Raw genomic sequence first — 17,690 nt, 5'->3', positions numbered from 1 at the left:
TCCGCGAACGCCGCGTCAGTCTTCGTGCGAGCCTTCGCGGCCCGCGTCGTTGTCCGTGCGTTCGGCGGATGAGCCGCCCTCCACCCCGTCACCTGATTTGCGGTTTCTGGCGCCACCGCGCCGCCGTCGTTTTCTGGGGCTCCGGTCTTTCCCGCCCTGCGTGAGCAATGCTTCGCGCGCGGCGGCGTCTCCTTCGATGAACTCCGTCCACCACGTACCGACCGACTCGTCGAGTTCGCCCGATGCGCAGCGCAACAGGAGGAAATCATACCCCGCTCTAAATCTTTGGTGTTCCAGCAGCTTCAGCGCGCTGCGGCCCGAGCGCTTTTCGAGGCGCAGCTGCAGACCCCAGATCTCGCGCATGTCGGCCGAGAAGCGCTTGTGGATCGCGAGCTTTTCGGTCTGCATGTCGAGCACTTCGTCCATCGCGCGATGCAGCGCGGGCACCGGATACTCGCCTTCGGCCTCGAACTTCTGCCAGCGCTGCTGCACGTCGTGCCACAACAGCGTCGCGAACAGGAAGCCCGGCGACACCGGTTTGCCGGCGAGCACGCGTGCATCTGTATTAGAGAGTGCCAGAGAAATGAATTTCTCGCCGGTCGGCTGCTCGAGCACCACGTCGAGCAGCGGCAGCAGCCCGTGATGCAGGCCTTCCTGGCGCAGCCGCTTCAGGCACGCGAGCGCGTGACCCGACAGCATCAGCTTCAGCATTTCGTCGAACAGACGCGCGGCGGGCACGTTGTTGATCAGATCGGCCATCTTTTCGATCGGCGCGCGCGTGGCGTCGTCGATGTCGAAGTCGAGCTTGGCGGCGAAGCGCACGACGCGCAGCATGCGCACCGGGTCCTCGCGATAGCGCGTAGCCGGGTCGCCGATCATGCGCAGCAGGCGCGTGCGCATGTCGGCCATGCCGTTGTGGTAATCCAGCACGGTTTGCGTGGCCGGATCGTAGTACATCGCGTTGATCGTGAAGTCGCGGCGCGTGGCGTCCTCGTGCTGCTCGCCCCACACGTTGTCGCGCAGCACGCGGCCGCTCGCGTCGACCGCGTGGGTGCGGCGGTCGAGCTCGTCGCGCTTCAGACGCTTCGGCGGCGGCGCGTCGGCCGCGGGCGGATCGACCAGCGCGCGGAACGTCGAGGTCTCGATGATTTCCTGGCCGAACTGGACGTGCACGATCTGAAAGCGCCGGCCGATGATGCGCGCGCGGCGGAACAGCTTCTGCACCTGTTCGGGCGTCGCGTCGGTCGCGACGTCGAAGTCTTTCGGCTTCACGCCGAGCAGCAGGTCGCGCACCGCGCCGCCGACGATGAACGCGCGAAAGCCCGCCTGTTGCAGGCCCTCGGTCACGCGGATCGCGTTGCGCGAGATCAGCGTGGGGTCAATGCCATGCACGTCGTGCGGAATGATGACGGGGACGTCCGGTTCGCGCGGCGCTTGTGCGGCGGCAGCGGCGGTGGATTTGCGACGCGGCCGCGCGGCCGTGCCGGATACGGCCGTGCCGGAAGCGGACTTGCCGCGCGCCGGCGGCTTGTCATTGGCGTTGCCGTCGACGCTGGCGGCGGAGAGCGCGTCGTCAGCGCTCGCCGCGTCCTGGCCGAATAGCTTGCGGATGAGTTTCTTGATCACGAGGGTTGGAAGAGTTCGAGGATGCGCCAGCCTTTAGCCTGCGCATGGGCGCGCAACGTGTCGTCCGGATTGGTCGCGATGGGATCGGTGACTTTTTCGAGCAGCGGGATGTCGTTGTGCGAATCGCTATAGAAATAGCTGTGCTCGAAGTCGCTCCACGTCTTGCCGAGCGACGCGAGCCACATTTCGGTGCGCACGATCTTGCCTTCCTTGTAGCTCGGCGTGCAGGTCGGGCGGCCGGTGTAGGCGCCGTGCGGATCGCCGCCGACGGTCTCCGCCTCGCACGCGATCAGCGTGTCGACGCCGAACGCCTGGGCGATGGGACGCGTGATGAATTCGTTGGTCGCGGTGACGACGCAGCACAGGTCGCCCGCTTCGCGATGCTGCTTCACGAGCTCGATCGCCACCGGCTGGATGGCCGGCGTGATGACCTCGTGCATGTACTGCGCGTGAAAGTCCGCAAGCTGCGCGCGCGTGTACTTCGCGAGCGGCGTCAGCATGGCGATCAGATAAGCGTGAATGTCGAGCTTGCCGGCCTTGTAGTCGGCGTAGAAGCGGTCGTTTTCACGGGCGAAATTTTCGGCGTCGACCATGCCTTTTTTCACCATGAAGCGGCCCCATTCGTGGTCGCTGTCGGTGGGAATGAGCGTGTGGTCGAGATCGAAGAGTGCAAGGTTAGCCATGGGGGCCCATTTTACTTGAAGCCGGAAGAACGGCGTGTGAACCCGGCGTGGTGGCGGGATCGGGCGACGCGAGCATCGTGCGCAACAGCGGCAGCGTGACCGCGCGTTTCTGTTCGAGCGAGAAGCGGTCGAGCGCGTCGAGCAGCGCCATCAGGCTCGGCATGTCGCGGCGAAAGTGCGTGAGCAGGTAGGCCGGCACGTCGTCGGCGAGCATGATGCCGCGCTCGCGCGCCGCGCGTTTCAACACTGCGGCCTTCGCGTCGTCGGGCAGCGGCGCGAGGTGAAACACGAGACCCCACCCGAGCCGCGTGCGCAAATCCTCGCGCACCGTCATGCCGATCGGCGCCGCGTTGCCCGCGGCGACAAGCGCGCTGGTCGGATGCGCGCGCACCTCGTTGAACAGGTTGAACACGGCGATCTGCTGAGCGGCCGACAGCGCGTCGCAGTCGTCGATCGCATAGAGCGCGACGCGCGGATCGAAGCCGAAGGCGGCAAGGCTGCTTTGCGGACCGGCGAAGCGCGCATGTCCCGGCGGCGCTTCGTGCACGAGCGCCTGCAGCAGGTGCGTGCGGCCGCTGCCGGCTTCCCCCCAGATGTAGAAGGTGCGATCGGCGACCGGTCCGGAGGCGAGCGCGTCGTCGAGCTCACGCAGGCGCGTGACCAGCTCGGCGTTCGCGCCGGCGAAGAAATTGTCGAATGTCGATGGCGGCGGGGTGCCGAGATCGAGCGTCAGTTGACGAAGCACAGTAGGTTAATGCCGAAAATGAGGCTCGGGCCGCGAGTGGCCCGGACCGCGGAGCCTGGAACGTTGCCAGGCGCTCAGTTGTGGTGAAGCGTGCTCGCCGGGTCGTGAGGCCGCAGGTCGCGAAGCGCGACGGACGCAAATGCGCGGGGCGGCGGCGCCGGAATCGGGGTATCGTGCTGCAAAGGTCGTTTCCAGGATCTCGTCGGAACGCGCGAATTCCAGCCACGCGGCCAGCATCGGGTAAAATCGCATTTTACCGACCTTCTTGCTCTTCCCCATGAATCAACCGAAATCCGCCCAGCCTTCACCCGATTCGGCCCAAGGTTTGTCGTATCGCGACGCCGGCGTGGACATCGATGCGGGCGACGCCCTCGTCGACGCCATCAAGCCCTTTGCCAAGAAGACCCTGCGCGACGGCGTGCTGGGCGGCATCGGTGGATTCGGCGCGCTGTTCGAAGTGCCGAAGAAGTACAAGGAACCGGTGCTCGTGTCCGGCACCGATGGCGTCGGCACCAAGCTGCGTCTCGCGTTCCAGCTGAACAAGCACGACACGGTCGGCCAGGATCTGGTCGCGATGAGCGTCAACGACATCCTCGTGCAGGGCGCCGAGCCGCTGTTTTTCCTCGACTATTTCGCCTGCGGCAAGCTCGACGTCGGCACGGCGGCGACCGTCGTGAAGGGCATTGCACACGGCTGCGAGCTGTCGGGCTGCGCGCTGATCGGCGGCGAAACCGCGGAAATGCCGGGCATGTATCCGGACGGCGAATACGATCTGGCCGGTTTCGCGGTCGGCGCGGTGGAAAAGAGCAAGATCATCGACGGCAGCAAGATCGCTCCGGGCGACGTGGTGCTCGGGCTCGCGTCGAGCGGCATCCATTCGAACGGCTTTTCGCTGGTGCGCAAGATCATCGAGCGCGCCAATCCCGATCTGAACGCGGACTTCGACGGCCGCCCGCTCGCCGACGCGCTGATGGCGCCGACGCGCATCTACGTGAAGCCGCTGCTCGCGCTGATGCAGCAGCTCGAGGTGAAGGGCATGGCGCACATCACCGGCGGCGGCCTGGTCGAGAACATTCCGCGCGTGCTGCGCGAGGGTCTGACGGCCGAGCTCGATCATCGCGCGTGGCCGCTTCCGCCGCTGTTCTCGTGGCTGCAGAAGCACGGCGGCGTCGCCGATGCGGAAATGCACCGCGTGTTCAACTGCGGTATCGGTATGGCGGTGATCGTGTCGGACGCGGATGCTCAGGCGGCGATCGGTCTGCTGTCCGCGGCGGGCGAGCAGGTCTGGAAGATCGGCACGGTCCGCGAAAGTGCGGCGGGTGAAGCGCAGACGGTCGTGGTCTAACGATTGACGACGGTTCGCGTGGCGTGCCGCAACGGCGCGCCGCGCGGGCTTCAAATCCCCGCTTCAGGTCCCTCTAATTCCCTCACTTCGATCGGCGTCTCCAACCAGCGTCTCGATCAACTCCACTACCCGCGCCGTCGCGTGCGGATCGCAGCAATCCACCACCTGTCTCTCCGGCATGCTGCGCAGCCACGTGAGCTGCCGCTTGCAGAGTTGCCGCGTCGCGAAGATGCCCTTGTCGCGCATGGTCCGATAATCGACCGCGCCATCGAGGTATTCCCACACCTGCCGATAGCCGACGCAGCGCATCGACGACATTTCCGGCAGCAGGTCGCCGCGCGCGCGCAGCTTGACCACTTCATCGACGAAACCGTGCGCGAGCATCGCATCGAAGCGCTGCTCGATGCGCGCGTGCAGCAAGCCACGCTCGGACGGCTCCAGCGCGACCGGCACGAAGCGCCATGCCGACGCGACGTCGTCCGTGCGCGCGGGCGCGGCGAGCAGCGCCGACATCGGCTGGCCGGTCAGCATGAACACTTCCAGCGCGCGCTGAATGCGCTGCGAATCGTTCGGTGCGAGACGCGCGGCGGTGACCGGATCGAGCGCGGCGAGGCGTGCGTGAAGCGCCGGCCAGCCGTCGCGGGCGGCATCGGCGTCGAGCGTCGCGCGTAGTTCGGCATCGGCGCCGGGCAGGTCGTTGAGCCCCTGCGTGAGCGCCTTGTAGTACAGCATCGTGCCGCCGACCAGCAGCGGCAGCCGACCGCGCGCATGAATTTCACCGACGAGCCGCAGCGTGTCGGCGCGAAACTGCGCGGCCGAGTACGAGTCGGCCGGATCGACGATATCGATCAGATGATGCGGCGCGACCGCGCGTTCTTCCGCGGTCGGCTTCGCGGTGCCGATGTCCATCTCGCGATAGACAAGCGCCGAGTCGACGCTGATGATTTCGACCGGCCGCCGCGCGGCGAGCGCGAGCGCCGCGGCGGTCTTGCCGGACGCGGTCGGGCCGAGCAGGCACGGGATCAGGGTAGGGCGTGACGTCATGGGCAAGCGGGCTCGCGGCGCGGGCGGTGTGATCGAACGCGGCGCGTTACTGGCCGCGCATGAACAGCCGATCGAGATCGGCCAGCGTCAGCTGATACCAGGTCGGACGCCCGTGGTTGCACTGGTCAGCGCGCTCGGTCGCTTCCATCTGGCGCAACAGCGCGTTCATTTCGTCAAGCGTCAGCCGCCGGTTCGCGCGCACCGCGTGATGACACGCGAGCGTGCCGAGCAGTTCGTGCTGACGCTCGGTCAGCACGCGCGAGCCGCCGAACGCGTGCAGGTCGGACAGCACCGCGCGCGCGAGCGCTTGCAGATCGGCGTCCTTTAGCAGCGCGGGGACCGCGCGGATCGCGAGCGTGGTCGGCGACAGTACCGCGAGGTCGAAGCCGAGCGCATCGAGCGTATCGCGTTCTTCCTCGACCGTGCCGATTTCGACCGGATCGGCCTGCATCGTCTGCGGAATCAGCAGCGGCTGCACCGCGATCGCTCGGTCGGCGAGCGCGTTCTTGAACTGCTCGTACAGGATGCGCTCGTGCGCGGCATGCATGTCGACGATCACGAGCCCGTGGCGGTTCTGCGCGAGCACGTAGATGCCGTGGATCTGGCCGAGCACGAAGCCGAGCGGCTGATCGTCGGTGGCGTCGAATGCGGGGGCAGCCGGGCGTGACGCGAACGGTGCCGCGTCGTATGGCGACGTCGTTTCGCTCGCCGAGTCGCGCGCTTCGAACAGCGACGCGCCTTCGACCCGGCCCGCGAGCGGATCCTTGCGGCCGAACAGCGCGTCGTAACCGGCGAGCGGTTGCGCGACCGGCAGCGTGCCTTGCGTCATGCGCGCCTGGCGCATCCACGTGTTGCCCGGCTGCGAGGCGCCGAAGCTGCTGAAGCCGCCGCCAAAGCTGCCACGGCTTCCGGCGTCGAAGCCCGCGCCGCTCGAAATACCGGGGCCCGCACCAATGCCGTCGCCTGCGCCGCTTGCGCCGCCCAGCGGCGTTGAACCAAACGAAGCCGGTTCACCGGCCGACGGTTCCAGGTGCGCCGCATGCCCGCCAGCCGTCGTTTCCGGCGACGCGCCCGCGTGCCGCGCGAGCGCGCGCTGCACCGCATGGAACACGAACTGGTGAATCGAGCGCGAATCGCGGAAACGCACCTCGATTTTCGACGGATGCACGTTCACGTCGACGCCCTCGGGCGGCAGATCGAGGAACAGCACGTACGACGGATAACGATCACCGTGCAGCACGTCTTCATACGCGGCGCGCACTGCGTGCGTGAGCAGCTTGTCCCGCACGAAGCGGCCGTTGACGAAGAAATACTGTTGATCGGCGCGGCCGCGGCTTGCGGTCGGCAGACCGGCGCAGCCGTAGATTGCGAGCGGACCGGCGGATTCGTCGAGCGGCAGATGGGCGGTCGCGAACGTGTCGCCGAGAATCTTCGCGACGCGCGCGGGCGGCTCGCTCGCGTTCCAGTGTTCGACGGCCTTGCCGTTGTGCAGCACCGAGATCGCCACGTCCGGCCGCGCGAGAGCGGCGCGGCGGATCTGTTCGAGACAGTGGCCGAGTTCGGTCTGTTCGCTTTTCAGGAATTTGCGGCGCGCGGGCGTGTTGAAGTACAGCTCGCGGACTTCGATCGTCGTGCCTTGCGTGCCGGCGGCGGGGCTCAGCACGCCGGTTTGCGCATCGATGCGCACCGCGTGCGGCACGTCGGCGGTGCGGCTCGTGATGCTCATCTGCGCGACCGACGCAATCGACGCCAGCGCTTCACCGCGGAACCCGAGCGTCGTGACCGCCTCGAGCTCGGCAAGCGAGCGGATCTTGCTGGTCGCATGGCGCGTCAGTGCGAGCACGAGTTCGTTCTCGGGGATGCCACAGCCGTCGTCGGTGATCGAGATGCGTTTGACGCCGCCTTCGTCGAGCAGGATGCGCAGCGTCTGCGCGCCCGCGTCGAGCGCATTCTCGAGCAGCTCCTTGACCACCGACGCCGGCCGCTCGACCACTTCGCCGGCGGCGATCTGGCTGATCAGTTGATCGGGGAGCGGCTGGATCGCGCGCAGCGGACGCGGCGCGGGCGCCGCGCGGGAGCCGTCGGAGGGTGCGGCCGCGGCCGCGGTGCCCGCAGGCGTTTCGGAGAATTCGGACATGGCGAAATTATAGCGACTCGGCGTACGTCGCCCGTGCCGGTGCCCGACCCGCAGTTTTTTAATCGACCCGAGGCACTTTCTGTATCATGTCGCGGTCAATTCGCAGCGGTCGGCCCGCCGCTTGCTGCCCCTGTTATCGGGTCGCGCGACGGCCGTTTTTCCTCTACGCAATCATCGGTTTATAAGGACATTCCTTGGATACGTTGCTCCATTTCGCCAACCTTGTCCTACACATCGACAAGTTCCTCGGGGACTTCATCCAGGTGTATGGCACCTGGGTCTACGCGGTGCTATTCGCGATCGTGTTCGCAGAAACCGGACTCGTGGTTCTGCCGTTTCTGCCGGGCGACTCGCTGCTGTTCATCGGCGGCGCGTTCTGCGCGGCCGGGCAGATGCATCTCGGGCTGCTGATCCTGCTGCTGCTGGTGGCGGCGATCGGCGGCAATACGACCAACTATCTGATCGGCCGTGCGATCGGACCGCGCGTGTTCAATACGCATATTCCGGTGCTCGAGCGCTTTCTCGATCGTGCCGCGCTGCAGAAGACTCACGATTTCTATGAGAAGCACGGCGGCAAGACGATCGTGCTCGCGCGTTTCATCCCGGTCGTGCGGACCTTTGCGCCGTTCGTCGCCGGTGCGTCGTCGATGACCTGGAGCCGCTTCCAGATGTTCAACGTCGTCGGCGCGCTGTCGTGGGTGCTCCTGCTCGTGCTGCTCGGCTATTTCTTCGGCAACATTCCGTTCATCCGTCAGTATCTGAACGTGATCGTGCTGGTCGGTATCGGCGCGGCAATTGTGCCGGTCGTGCTCGCCGCGTTGTGGAAGATGCTGCGCAAGAATGGCGCGAACGCGAGTACGCGTTGACGAGCTGTAGCCGGCTGTAGTTCGGACCTTGATGACCAGAAGGCGTCGCGAATCTCGCGACGCCTTTTTTCATGCCGGGGTGCCGGCGACCCGTGCCGGCTTCGCGCGCACGTTAGGTCGCATCAATCGCGCGTGATCGCGCGTGGCGCGAGCGGCGTTTCCGGCGTCGGATAGCCGGCTTCCTTGAAGGTCTGCACGATCGCGCGATTGGTGTCGAAGTAGACCTGCCAGTAGTTTTGATTGGACGAGTAAGGGCGTACGCACAGCAACGGTCCTTCCGGCGTGAAGCTCAAGACCTCGATGTCCGGCGCGGGGTTTTCGGACACGTTCGGAATCTTTGCGACGGCGGCTTTCAGACGCGCGATCGCATCGGTCGGATCGACGCTGTTGGCGATCTTCGCGGTCAGCTCGACGCGCCGGAACGGCAGCACGCTGTAGTTCGAGATCGTGTCGGAAAAGATCTTGTTGTTGCCGACGATGGTCATCACGTTGTCCGGCGTGACGATCGTCGTGCCGAACAGGCCCAACTCGGTGACGGTGCCGGTGACGCCCGCGGCCGTGACGAAATCGCCGACCTTGAACGGTCGCAGCACCTGCATGAACACGCCGGCCGCGAAGTGCGCGAGCAGGCCGCCCCACGCAGTACCGATCGCGAGGCCAAGACCGGCGAGCAATGCGGCGAACGACGTTGTCTGCACACCGAAGATTTGCAGGATTGCGAGGATGAGCAGCAGGTTCAGCAACGCCCCGAGAATCGACGCGAGGTAGTGGGCGAGCGTCGGATCGACCTTGCCGTTGCGAGCGAGCACCTTGCGCAACAGGTTGGAGATCAGCCCGATGACCCAGCGGCCGACGATCCACAGCACGATGGCGCCGAGCACCTTGGTGCCGATGTCGATGCCCCGGGTCATGATGAATGCACGTGCGGTTTCGATATCCAAGATGTTCCTCGTTATAAGTTGCCATCAACGGATTGAACGACGGTGGTGCCATGACCCACAACGCGCGGTCTTCGGAGTTATAGCCGACGGCGCCCGCATGCGCAAGGACCGTTCCTGCCCTGCTCGCGGGCGGCAATTGAGAGACGAAAAATGGCGGGGCGTATGCGAGAAGCCGCTCGAGCGCGCCGCCCCTACATGCGCAATCGCGATTCGGAATACGGTGACGTGCAGATGACAACCGCGTTGCCCTGGTCGCTTTTCACGGCTCGCCTGCGCTTCGACACGCGATGCCATGAGAACGCGATCACGATTGCGAGCGCATATGCGCCAGCACGCCGAAGAAATAGAGTCGGCCGGACGAATTGTCCATAGCGACTCTGCGCGTCGGCGAACACGACAAAAGTCAACAAGCCGTCGAGCACGCACCCGAGCAGCGCGAGCACGATGAAAATCGCCGGGCCGCTCAACGCGGCACCCGACCCGAACCGGTTATACAGTCGGCAGACCATCGATACGATGGCGAGCAAGGCGAGGTTCGATAGCAGATCGAACAGAAAATTGGTCATTATCGGTTCAATGAAAAAGCAATGCGCCGTGGGGTTGTGGAGTTGCCGGAACGGATGCTCACGCAAGGTTCAGACATGCTCCGCTGATCCGGCGGCGATCATTGCATATCTTTTCATCTCGATAAATAACCAGAAAAAGCGATAGCCGTGTCGCGCTTTCTCTCGAGCGTTTCTATGCGCAATCGGAATGTGAAAAGTTCTTTGCAAATTTATAGTACTGCGACGGACTCCGATTGCTGCGCGTCAGAAGCGACAAGAAATGCCGAGTTGCAGCGTCGGATACCATCGAAAAGGCGAGACCTCTAAGCCATAGCCGATGCCGAGGTAGGTCATCGCGCTCGCCGGGAAAGGCCGGCGACGGTGCGTCGTCAATGAATGACGCGTTGCGTCGCAACACTCCGCCACTGTGGTGAAAATGCCAAATCGAACTTGTTTGTATTTTGAAACGTCGCGCCGTGCGTTTATACGTGCGAGGATCAGGTCATCGTATTCCTGATACGAAGATCCAGACTCACGGGGGCTCCATGAGTAGCATTCCGCTTATCTGGGCAGCGGTGCCGCATAACAGCGACGGTGTTGTCTTTCAGATCCAGCTTGGCCGCGGGCTTCAGCGTTTTCACGTGTCGCGGCGGGTGCTCGAAGACGTATTCGGGCTCGAACGAAAAGCGTCCGACGCGCGCCAACTCGAATTGTTCTATGTGCACGAGCAGCGCATCTTCGCGCGTGCCAGCGCCAAGCGTTCGCTGGCCAATTCGGCCACCGTTTCACTGCAGGCCACCGATTTCGGCGTGTCGAACGACCGGGAGCGTTGGGAGAGGACGAGCGGCATCGCGCACGGCCTCATGTAGGCGGGCCGGTGTTTCACACGCAGCGGCGAGGCTGCCCTCATCGAGCGCCATCGTTTTTGCGCCTTCCTGCGTTGGCATATTCTGCGCAACCGTGTAGTGGTCCGCATCGTCTTCATGCACGATCGTTAGCGTGCGGTCCGCGCCGTTCGAACTGGGCGCGAGCTTCAAGGACGGATCGAAAGCCGCAGCATCAGGGCGGCCCCCTATCAACACCTAGGCCACGCGACGGCCCGACGTCGCATCGACGATCATCATGCGGTGATTGGCGCAAACCGGCCCCGCGCGTACTGCGCATACGCGCTCCATTGCGGCGTGATCTGCTGATGCAGAATCAATGACGGCAGAACCTTGTCCCAGGTGTGGCGGAAATCGAGCGGTTCACCGGTCTTCTGGTTCATCGGCGTATCGATGCTGCGGTGGAACGACACGTACTTGAGTCCCGGCGTAATCGTCGAACCGTTCTGCAGTTGCCAGGCGCATTGCAGATATGGCTGGAATGTCAGCATCGTGTCGTTCATCGTGAAGTTCTGCGAAATGAACGCGAAGTTCAGCGCGACGCATCGGCATTGGAGTTGTCGCGGGCGTTCCTGCTCGGTCCATAGGATTTTCCCGCGCCAGGTTTCAGGCAATCCCTACACGATTCCACGGTCAGGAAACAGCACTTTGCGTCGATAACACGGAAGGATGCGTCTCTGCTGCACCAGTTCGCCGTCCACCGACGCAAACGTTTGCTAGCAGGGCGCCTCCACCGGATCAGTTTCGTCAGCCACGGCCTCATAAACGGAATCGCGATATGGATCGAACCAAAACAAACAGTTTCACCTTGGCAGTGTCGCGCCGCACCTTTTTGCACAGCCTCGGCGCGTTGGCGCTGAGCGCTTGCGGCGTCGGCGAAGCGGCCGTGAGCCGCTCGGCCGTTGCGAGGGCGGCGAGCATCAACACGGCCAGCCTGGTGCTCGCACGAGCGGCAACCGGCGAGGCCGCCGTTGCAACGAGCGGCGCGTTCGTGCATCCGGGACTGCTGCACACGCGGACCGACTTCGACCGCATGGCGCAGAAGGTCGCCGCGCAGGCGCAGCCCTGGTACGCCGGCTTTCAGGTGCTGACCGCCAACGGCCACACGCGACTGTCCTGGTCGCCCCGGCCGGCCGCGCAGATCAATCGTGGCGGCACCGGACCGCAGAACTATCCGCAGCTGTATGGCGACATCGCCGCCGCCTACGCTTGCGCGCTGTACTGCAAAGTCACTGGCGACACGGCCTACGCCGACAAGGCGGTGCAGATCATGAACGCGTGGTCCTCGACGCTGCAGAGTCTCGCCGGCGACACCAACGTCGATCTGGCCGCCGGCATCTATGGCTACGAGTTCGCGATCGTCGGCGAGATCATGCGCAGCTACCCAGGTCTCGCCGCAGCGGACCTCACGGCGTTCCAGTCGATGATGTCCAACATCTTCTATCCGATCAACATCGACTTCCTGAACCGCCACAACAACACCGACTACACGCACTACTGGGCCAACTGGGACCTGTGCAGCATGGCGTCGATCATGGCAATCGGCGTGCTCTGTGACGACCGCGCGATGTTCGCCGAAGCGGTCAACTACTACCTGAGCGGGCTTGGCAACGGTGCGATCGCGCAGGCGGTCTACTACCTGCACCCGGGCTACCTCGGCCAGTGGCAGGAGAGCGGGCGCGACCAGGGGCACAACAACCTCGGTATCGGGCTGTGCGGCGCCATCTGCGAGGTGGCCTGGAACCAGGGCATCGATCTCTACGGCTACGACAACAACCGCTTCCTCGCCGGCGCGGAGTACGTGGCGAAGGCGAATCTCATTCAAGCCGACGGAACCTACCTCACGGTGCCGTACGAGAGCTATGCGAATGTCGACGTAGTGCAGCCCGGGTTTTCGACGGCCTCGCAAGGCGATATCCGTCCGATCTGGGCGCTCGTCTACAACCACTATGTCAATCGCAAGGGGCTGGCCGCGCCGTGGTCCGAGAAGTTCGCGCTCGCGATCCAGCCGGAAGGCGGCGGCGGCAACTACGCTACGACGAGCGGCGGCTACGACCAGCTCGGCTACGGCACGCTCGCCTACACGCGCGATCCGGTGACGCCGGCCGCCGCGCCGAGCGGCGTGACCGCCTGGCCGGCGGCCGGGCAGGTGGTGCTGTCGTGGTGGGGCGTGGCGAATGGCACGAGCTACAGCGTCAAGCGCGCCGCGAATTCGGGCGGCCCCTACACGACCGTCGCGAGCGGCATCACCGACGTGCTGACCTATACCGACAGCCCGCAGGCCGGCGTGTGGTACTACGTCGTCAGCGCGACGACGGCAGCGGGCGAGAGCGCGAACTCGAACGAGGTCGCCGCGGTGACGGCCGTGCAGTTACATACCTGGCTGAACTTCGACGAGTCGAGCGGCACGACCGCCGCCGACGCGACCGGCAACGGCCATACGGGCACGCTAGTCGGCGGCGCGTCGCGCACCGCTGGCAAGTCCGGCAACGCGGTGCTGCTCGACGGCTCGAGCGGCTACGTCAGCCTGCCCAACGACATCGTCGGGGACGTCTCGGATTTCACGATCGCGACGTGGGTGTTCCGCAATTCAAACAGCACGAAGCAATGGGAGCGCGTGTTCGATTTCGGCACGGGCACCGGCCGATACATGATGCTCACCCCCGACAGCAGTGGTGGCACGGTGCGCTTTTCGATCACGCTGAACGGGTCTCACAACGAGCGTCAGGTCAATGGCAACGCGCCGCTGCCGAGCGGCCAATGGACCCATGTGGCCGTGACGCTCTCGGGCACGACGCTCACGCTGTACGTCAACGGCAGCCAGACCGGCCAGACGACGGGCGTGGCGTTCGCGCCGTGGCATCTCGGTCCGAGCGCGCAGAACTGGATCGGACGTTCTCAGTACGCGGCGGACCCGTACTTCAACGGAGCGATCGACGAGTTTCGCATCTATCGCGGCGCGTTACCGCCGGATCGGATCGCGACGCTCGCGCAGGGTTGATTGTCAGCGTGAACTTCTTCGTCAAAAGGATGACCGTTTCAATGAAAATGAACAACGACGCCAGCCTCTTCATCGCCGCCATCTTCCTGAGCGTGGGCTCAGCGGGCGCGCAATCGCTGGCGACCGGCGATAGCCGGTCCGTGAGCGAAACGGCCTATCCCGGCGTCTGCCAGACGCTGTACGCGAATTTCTCCAGCTCGCAGCGCTCGTCGCCTCCGGCCGCCGACGACACGAGCCGCCTTCAGGATGCACTGAATCAGTGTGCGGGAACCGGCCAAAGCGTGGTGCTTGCGCCATCGGGCTCCAACGATGCGTTCTACACGGGCAGCCTGACGATCAATGGCGCGGGCCTCGCGATCAGCGCGGGCGCGACGCTCATCGGCAACAGCTACGCGAGCAATGCCAACCTGCTGCAATTCTCGGGCACCAATGCATCGCTGATGGGACCGGGAACCGTCGACGGGCGCGGCAACCTCATCTCCGGAACGCCGAGGCTGGTGCAGGCCAGCAAGATTTCGAACTTCATCGTCTACAACGTGACGCTGGCGCAGGCCGCGCATCCGAATCTCTATGTGGAAGGCGGCAACAGCTTCACCGCCTGGGGCGTGTCCATCCGTACGCCCGCGACGCGCAAGAACGCCGATGGCATCGATATTGATAGCCTCACCAACGCATCGGTGATCAACTCCGACATCGAGGCCGGCGACGACGGCATCGCGATCAAGACCAACTCCGGCAACATCTCGAACGTCACCGTTGCCAATACCCGGCTGCATGGGACGCACGGCCTTTCGGTGGGCGGCATCGACAAGAACACCGTGTCGAACATCCTGTTCCAGAACAACTACGTGTACGGGAATGATCTGAACGGCACGCCGTCGACCGACGCCAACGGCATCAACGTGAAGACCGGCCCGTGCGCGCTGACGGTGAGCCAGGTGAGCTACGTCAATACCTGCATGGTCGATGTGAAGCACCTGATCGTCATGGACACCAACTACGACACCTGCACGGCAGGCGGCAGCCCGTCGCTGTCGAACATCGTCGTGAACGGCGCGTATGCGACCCAATCGCTGTCGGGCGCCTACACGAAGATCGACGGGCGCAATTCGAGCTATCCGGTCAACGCCTGGCTGGCCAACGTCAGCCTGGATGCGACCGCGCAAAGCGGCGACCAGTATGCGAATGTCGGCTTGTATAACTCGAACGTCACGCCGTCTGGAACCGGCGTGACCACATCGAGCTTCACGACGACGGGAAGCGTGCCGAACTGCGCTTTCTGAAACCGCCAATCCGCTGCGCGCCCCATCCGACGGAACCCGTCAGCGGTCCGTGCGCATGGGGGAAACGGGATATCCATGCAGATTGATAGCCACATCGAACAACGCCGTTACATGCGGCACCTGTGCATCATTGCGGTCGCGGTGGTCTGCGTGACGGCGGGCGTGCTGCGGATTCTGCATGCCGATCTGGAACCTGCCGTCGCGAGTCCGACGAGCGAGGCGCGCCCGGCCGGCTCGTCTAGCTCGTCCGGCTCCGAGCCGAGCGTCGGGCGTGACGATCCCCGGCTCATCGTCGCGGAAAACCACGAGCTGATCGTGAATGCCGCGCTGCTCGACCTGATCAATGCTTTCCTGCTGCGGAAGACGGACGACGACCGGGCCGATCAGTTGCGGATCTATCTGAAAAGCGAACTGCCGTCGCCCGCGTACGGCGAAGCGGAGCGGATCGTCGAACGTTACCAGGCGTACATGAGAGCGCACGACGAGTTGCTCGCCGCTCAACATCTCGCCGGCGCGACGGATGCATCGGCGGTTGACATCGAACGCGTTGCGGTCTGGTGTCAGCAGCGCGACCGCTTGCGGCGAAGCATACTGGGCGATACCGTCGTGCAGGCGTGGTACCAGAACGATGACGCGCAACTCGATCAGGTACTTCAGGAGTGGAGGCAGCGCGCCGAGGATGATCAGGCGCCGGAATTGTCCGCACAGCAGCCGCGATATCCGGTTCCTCACTGGCGCAACAAGAGCGACGAAGAGCGCCATCGCCAGTACATGCTGAGTGTACTCGATCACGCTATGACGAGTTTAGAGACGTTGAGTCATGACTCGGGGCTTTGACGCGCGGTGCGGGTAAGCGAGTAACGCTTCCCGGCGGACGCACTTTTATGCTGCCGTGCGGGTGACAGCACTTTGCCAGCGTTTTGCCAGCGTTTTGCCGATAGGCACGAGGATCGAAATGGATTCAATTTGCTCCGAAATGCCTACTCGGTTCAGCAAAAAGAAAAGGGCTTACATACGAATGTATGTAAGCCCTCGAATCTTTTGGTAGGCCGTACGGGATTCGAACCTGTGACCAACGGATTAAAAGTCCGCTGCTCTACCAGCTGAGCTAACGACCCAAAAGAGAAGCGAAATTATATCGGCGAACCGACGACCTGTCAACACTGCAGGCCAATGTGAAAAGCCCGGGCATTACTACCCGGGCTTTCCAGCGAGAGGCGCGCGTGGCTATCACTTCGGACACTGCGCGTTACTGCCGACAACTACTTCAAAACATGATCAATCCGCCACCACGAACTACTTGATCTGCGACAGCTTGCTCTGCGCCGACTGCGCGACGTCCGAGCCGGCGTATTGCGCGACGATCTGCTCGAGCGTCTTTTTCGCCGCGGCCTTCTGGCCTTGTTCGAGCTGATTGTTCGCGATCGCGAGCAGCGCTTCCGGCGCGCGCGGATGCTGCGGGTACTTGGCCACAATACCTTGCCAGACCGCCGTCGAACCCTTGTAGTCGCGCAGTGCATACAGCGCGTTGCCGAGCCAGTATTGCGCGGTCGGCTGATAGGGGCTGGTCGGATATTTGGAGATGAAGCTGCGGAACGATGCTGCGGCGGTCTTGAAGTCTCCGCTGCGGAACTGCTGTGAAGCCGTGTTGAACGCATCGGTTTCACCCGGCTGGACCTCGCCCTGGACACCATCAACCGTCTGCTGCTGCGGCTCGAATTTCTTCAGGCGCGTGTCGAGATCGGTGTAGTAGTCCTTCTGCTGCTTTTGCAGCGTCGTGAGCTGGTTCGCCATGTCCTCGTTCTGTCCGCGCAGAGTCGCGACCTGCTGGTTCAGCTGGTCGAGGCGGTTGGACTGATCGAGGATCGTGCGCTGCGCCGCCGACAGCTGGCTCGACAGACTATCGGTCTTCGAGCGCAGATCGAGAATGGCCTGGCGGGCCTGATCGTCGTCGAACATGCCCGCATGGGCGGGCACGGCCGCGAGGGCCGTGCCTGCGACGCAGGCCGCTGCGGCAACCCGCAGCCAGGAGAAACGATGCGTCATTCGGCTTATCACCCGTTGACTTACTGTTGATACACGAGGTCGGCGCGGCGGTTCTGTGCCCACGACGCTTCGTCATGACCCGTTGCCAGCGGCTTTTCCTTGCCGAGGCTCACGGCTTCCATTTGCGAATCCGACACGCCCATCAGCGACAGCGAACGACGCACGGCTTCAGCACGCTTCTGGCCGAGCGCGAGGTTGTATTCGCTCGTACCGCGCTCGTCGGTGTTGCCCTGGATCAGCACGTGACGCTGCGGGTGACCCTTCAGATATTGCGCGTGTTGTTGCAGCAGCGGTTGATAGTCGTCCTTCACCGAGTAGCTGTCGAAGTCGAAGTAGATGCTGCGCTTTGCGAGCGGGCTGTTCGGATCGTTCAGCGGGTCGACGTTGACCGTCGCGACGTCGTTCGGATTCGGTTGAGCCGAGCCTGCGCCCTTGCCGGCGTTTTCGTCGAGCTTGACGCCAGAGTGACATGCGGCCAATGCACCGACCATCACGACGGCGAATGCGAAACGAAGTTTGGACATCATTTGATTACTCTCCTTGT

Annotated in this window: 16 protein-coding genes and 1 tRNA gene; 6 read left to right on the top strand and 11 right to left on the bottom strand. The window is 64.1% G+C overall.

The features are described 5' to 3' along the window. Positions 1-15: 15 nt before the first annotated feature. From pcnB to hda, 3 genes are read right to left on the bottom strand one after another with little or no spacing between them, the layout of a single operon-like run. Complete coding sequence (pcnB, locus tag AB3X86_RS01535) at positions 16-1,626, bottom strand: polynucleotide adenylyltransferase PcnB (RefSeq protein WP_368594676.1); 1,611 nt, start codon at positions 1,624-1,626, stop codon at positions 16-18. Further along, positions 1,623-2,309 (bottom strand): HAD family hydrolase, encoded by a 687-nt coding sequence (locus tag AB3X86_RS01530; protein ID WP_368594675.1) that lies wholly within the window; start codon positions 2,307-2,309, stop codon positions 1,623-1,625. The genes pcnB and AB3X86_RS01530 overlap by 4 nt, the downstream gene beginning before the upstream one ends. Further along, complete coding sequence (gene hda, locus AB3X86_RS01525) at positions 2,302-3,054, bottom strand: DnaA regulatory inactivator Hda (protein ID WP_368594674.1); 753 nt, start codon at positions 3,052-3,054, stop codon at positions 2,302-2,304. Before hda ends, AB3X86_RS01530 begins: the two co-directional genes overlap by 8 nt. Before the next feature lie 277 nt (positions 3,055-3,331). On the opposite strand from hda, the gene purM reads away from it, so the two are divergent. Beyond that, complete coding sequence (purM, locus tag AB3X86_RS01520) at positions 3,332-4,399, top strand: phosphoribosylformylglycinamidine cyclo-ligase (protein WP_368594673.1); 1,068 nt, start codon at positions 3,332-3,334, stop codon at positions 4,397-4,399. Between the two features lie 63 nt (positions 4,400-4,462). Here the strand turns inward: purM and miaA are convergent, their stop codons facing one another. Together miaA and mutL are read right to left on the bottom strand one after the other, a co-directional pair. Next, positions 4,463-5,443 carry a tRNA (adenosine(37)-N6)-dimethylallyltransferase MiaA gene (gene miaA / locus AB3X86_RS01515; RefSeq protein WP_368594672.1) on the bottom strand — a complete coding sequence of 327 codons (981 nt, stop codon included), beginning with the start codon at positions 5,441-5,443 and terminating at the stop codon, positions 4,463-4,465. 46 nt (positions 5,444-5,489) lie between these two features. Further along, positions 5,490-7,580, bottom strand: coding sequence for a DNA mismatch repair endonuclease MutL (gene mutL, locus AB3X86_RS01510; protein ID WP_368594671.1), 2,091 nt, complete (start codon positions 7,578-7,580; stop codon positions 5,490-5,492). Between the two features lie 194 nt (positions 7,581-7,774). Here mutL and AB3X86_RS01505 point away from each other — a divergent pair, with 194 nt between their 5' ends. After that, positions 7,775-8,446 (top strand): VTT domain-containing protein, encoded by a 672-nt coding sequence (locus AB3X86_RS01505; protein ID WP_368594670.1) that lies wholly within the window; start codon positions 7,775-7,777, stop codon positions 8,444-8,446. 122 nt (positions 8,447-8,568) lie between these two features. Here AB3X86_RS01505 and AB3X86_RS01500 read toward each other — a convergent pair whose 3' ends face one another. Both AB3X86_RS01500 and AB3X86_RS01495 read right to left on the bottom strand, forming a co-directional pair. Further along, a complete protein-coding gene (locus AB3X86_RS01500; RefSeq protein WP_176122504.1) occupies positions 8,569-9,387 on the bottom strand; it encodes a mechanosensitive ion channel family protein in 819 nt (272 codons plus the stop codon). Between the two features lie 191 nt (positions 9,388-9,578). Next, positions 9,579-9,953: a hypothetical protein gene (locus tag AB3X86_RS01495; protein WP_368594669.1), complete on the bottom strand. Its 375-nt coding sequence runs from the start codon at positions 9,951-9,953 to the stop codon at positions 9,579-9,581. A gap of 524 nt (positions 9,954-10,477) precedes the next feature. Between AB3X86_RS01495 and AB3X86_RS01490 the strand changes: the two genes are divergently transcribed. Beyond that, the gene (locus AB3X86_RS01490) at positions 10,478-10,801 is read left to right on the top strand and encodes a hypothetical protein (protein ID WP_368594668.1); all 324 of its coding nucleotides are present in this window, start codon (positions 10,478-10,480) and stop codon (positions 10,799-10,801) included. A 251-nt stretch (positions 10,802-11,052) separates the two neighbouring features. Here AB3X86_RS01490 and AB3X86_RS01485 read toward each other — a convergent pair whose 3' ends face one another. Next, positions 11,053-11,319 carry a hypothetical protein gene (locus AB3X86_RS01485; RefSeq protein WP_368594667.1) on the bottom strand — a complete coding sequence of 89 codons (267 nt, stop codon included), beginning with the start codon at positions 11,317-11,319 and terminating at the stop codon, positions 11,053-11,055. A 275-nt stretch (positions 11,320-11,594) separates the two neighbouring features. Between AB3X86_RS01485 and AB3X86_RS01480 the strand changes: the two genes are divergently transcribed. The 3 genes from AB3X86_RS01480 to AB3X86_RS01470 all read left to right on the top strand — a co-directional run bounded on the left by AB3X86_RS01480 (position 11,595) and on the right by AB3X86_RS01470 (position 15,937). After that, positions 11,595-13,817 carry a LamG-like jellyroll fold domain-containing protein gene (locus AB3X86_RS01480; RefSeq protein WP_368594666.1) on the top strand — a complete coding sequence of 741 codons (2,223 nt, stop codon included), beginning with the start codon at positions 11,595-11,597 and terminating at the stop codon, positions 13,815-13,817. Between the two features lie 41 nt (positions 13,818-13,858). Next, positions 13,859-15,100: a glycosyl hydrolase family 28 protein gene (locus AB3X86_RS01475; RefSeq protein ID WP_368594665.1), complete on the top strand. Its 1,242-nt coding sequence runs from the start codon at positions 13,859-13,861 to the stop codon at positions 15,098-15,100. Between the two features lie 150 nt (positions 15,101-15,250). After that, on the top strand, positions 15,251-15,937 hold the full coding sequence (locus AB3X86_RS01470) for a hypothetical protein (RefSeq protein WP_368594664.1): 687 nt from the start codon (positions 15,251-15,253) through the stop codon (positions 15,935-15,937). A gap of 205 nt (positions 15,938-16,142) precedes the next feature. Here AB3X86_RS01470 and AB3X86_RS01465 read toward each other — a convergent pair. From AB3X86_RS01465 to pal, 3 genes are all read right to left on the bottom strand, one after another. Continuing rightward, positions 16,143-16,218, bottom strand: a tRNA-Lys gene (locus AB3X86_RS01465). Between the two features lie 178 nt (positions 16,219-16,396). Continuing rightward, a complete protein-coding gene (ybgF, locus tag AB3X86_RS01460) occupies positions 16,397-17,146 on the bottom strand; it encodes a tol-pal system protein YbgF (RefSeq protein ID WP_176122511.1) in 750 nt (249 codons plus the stop codon). 20 nt (positions 17,147-17,166) lie between these two features. Further along, on the bottom strand, positions 17,167-17,673 hold the full coding sequence (pal, locus tag AB3X86_RS01455) for a peptidoglycan-associated lipoprotein Pal (RefSeq protein ID WP_176109473.1): 507 nt from the start codon (positions 17,671-17,673) through the stop codon (positions 17,167-17,169). Between the last annotated feature and the right edge of the window lie 17 nt (positions 17,674-17,690).

It is taken from the genome of Paraburkholderia sp. BR14374, assembly GCF_040948685.1.
GTDB classification, from domain to species: Bacteria; Pseudomonadota; Gammaproteobacteria; order Burkholderiales; family Burkholderiaceae; genus Paraburkholderia; species Paraburkholderia youngii.
Note: the sequence above shows the minus strand (reverse complement) of the source record. Positions and strands in the feature narration are given on the sequence as shown.

Coding starts and splice junctions, on each gene's coding strand:
- AB3X86_RS01495 (WP_368594669.1), bottom strand. CDS start 9,953: ATGACCAATTTTCTGTTCGATCTGCTATCGAACCTCGCCTTGCTCGCC.
- AB3X86_RS01475 (WP_368594665.1), top strand. CDS start 13,859: ATGAAAATGAACAACGACGCCAGCCTCTTCATCGCCGCCATCTTCCTG.
- purM (WP_368594673.1), top strand. CDS start 3,332: ATGAATCAACCGAAATCCGCCCAGCCTTCACCCGATTCGGCCCAAGGT.
- pal (WP_176109473.1), bottom strand. CDS start 17,673: ATGATGTCCAAACTTCGTTTCGCATTCGCCGTCGTGATGGTCGGTGCA.
- mutL (WP_368594671.1), bottom strand. CDS start 7,580: ATGTCCGAATTCTCCGAAACGCCTGCGGGCACCGCGGCCGCGGCCGCA.
- ybgF (WP_176122511.1), bottom strand. CDS start 17,146: ATGACGCATCGTTTCTCCTGGCTGCGGGTTGCCGCAGCGGCCTGCGTC.
- miaA (WP_368594672.1), bottom strand. CDS start 5,443: ATGACGTCACGCCCTACCCTGATCCCGTGCCTGCTCGGCCCGACCGCG.
- AB3X86_RS01490 (WP_368594668.1), top strand. CDS start 10,478: ATGAGTAGCATTCCGCTTATCTGGGCAGCGGTGCCGCATAACAGCGAC.
- AB3X86_RS01485 (WP_368594667.1), bottom strand. CDS start 11,319: ATGAACGACACGATGCTGACATTCCAGCCATATCTGCAATGCGCCTGG.
- AB3X86_RS01530 (WP_368594675.1), bottom strand. CDS start 2,309: ATGGCTAACCTTGCACTCTTCGATCTCGACCACACGCTCATTCCCACC.
- AB3X86_RS01480 (WP_368594666.1), top strand. CDS start 11,595: ATGGATCGAACCAAAACAAACAGTTTCACCTTGGCAGTGTCGCGCCGC.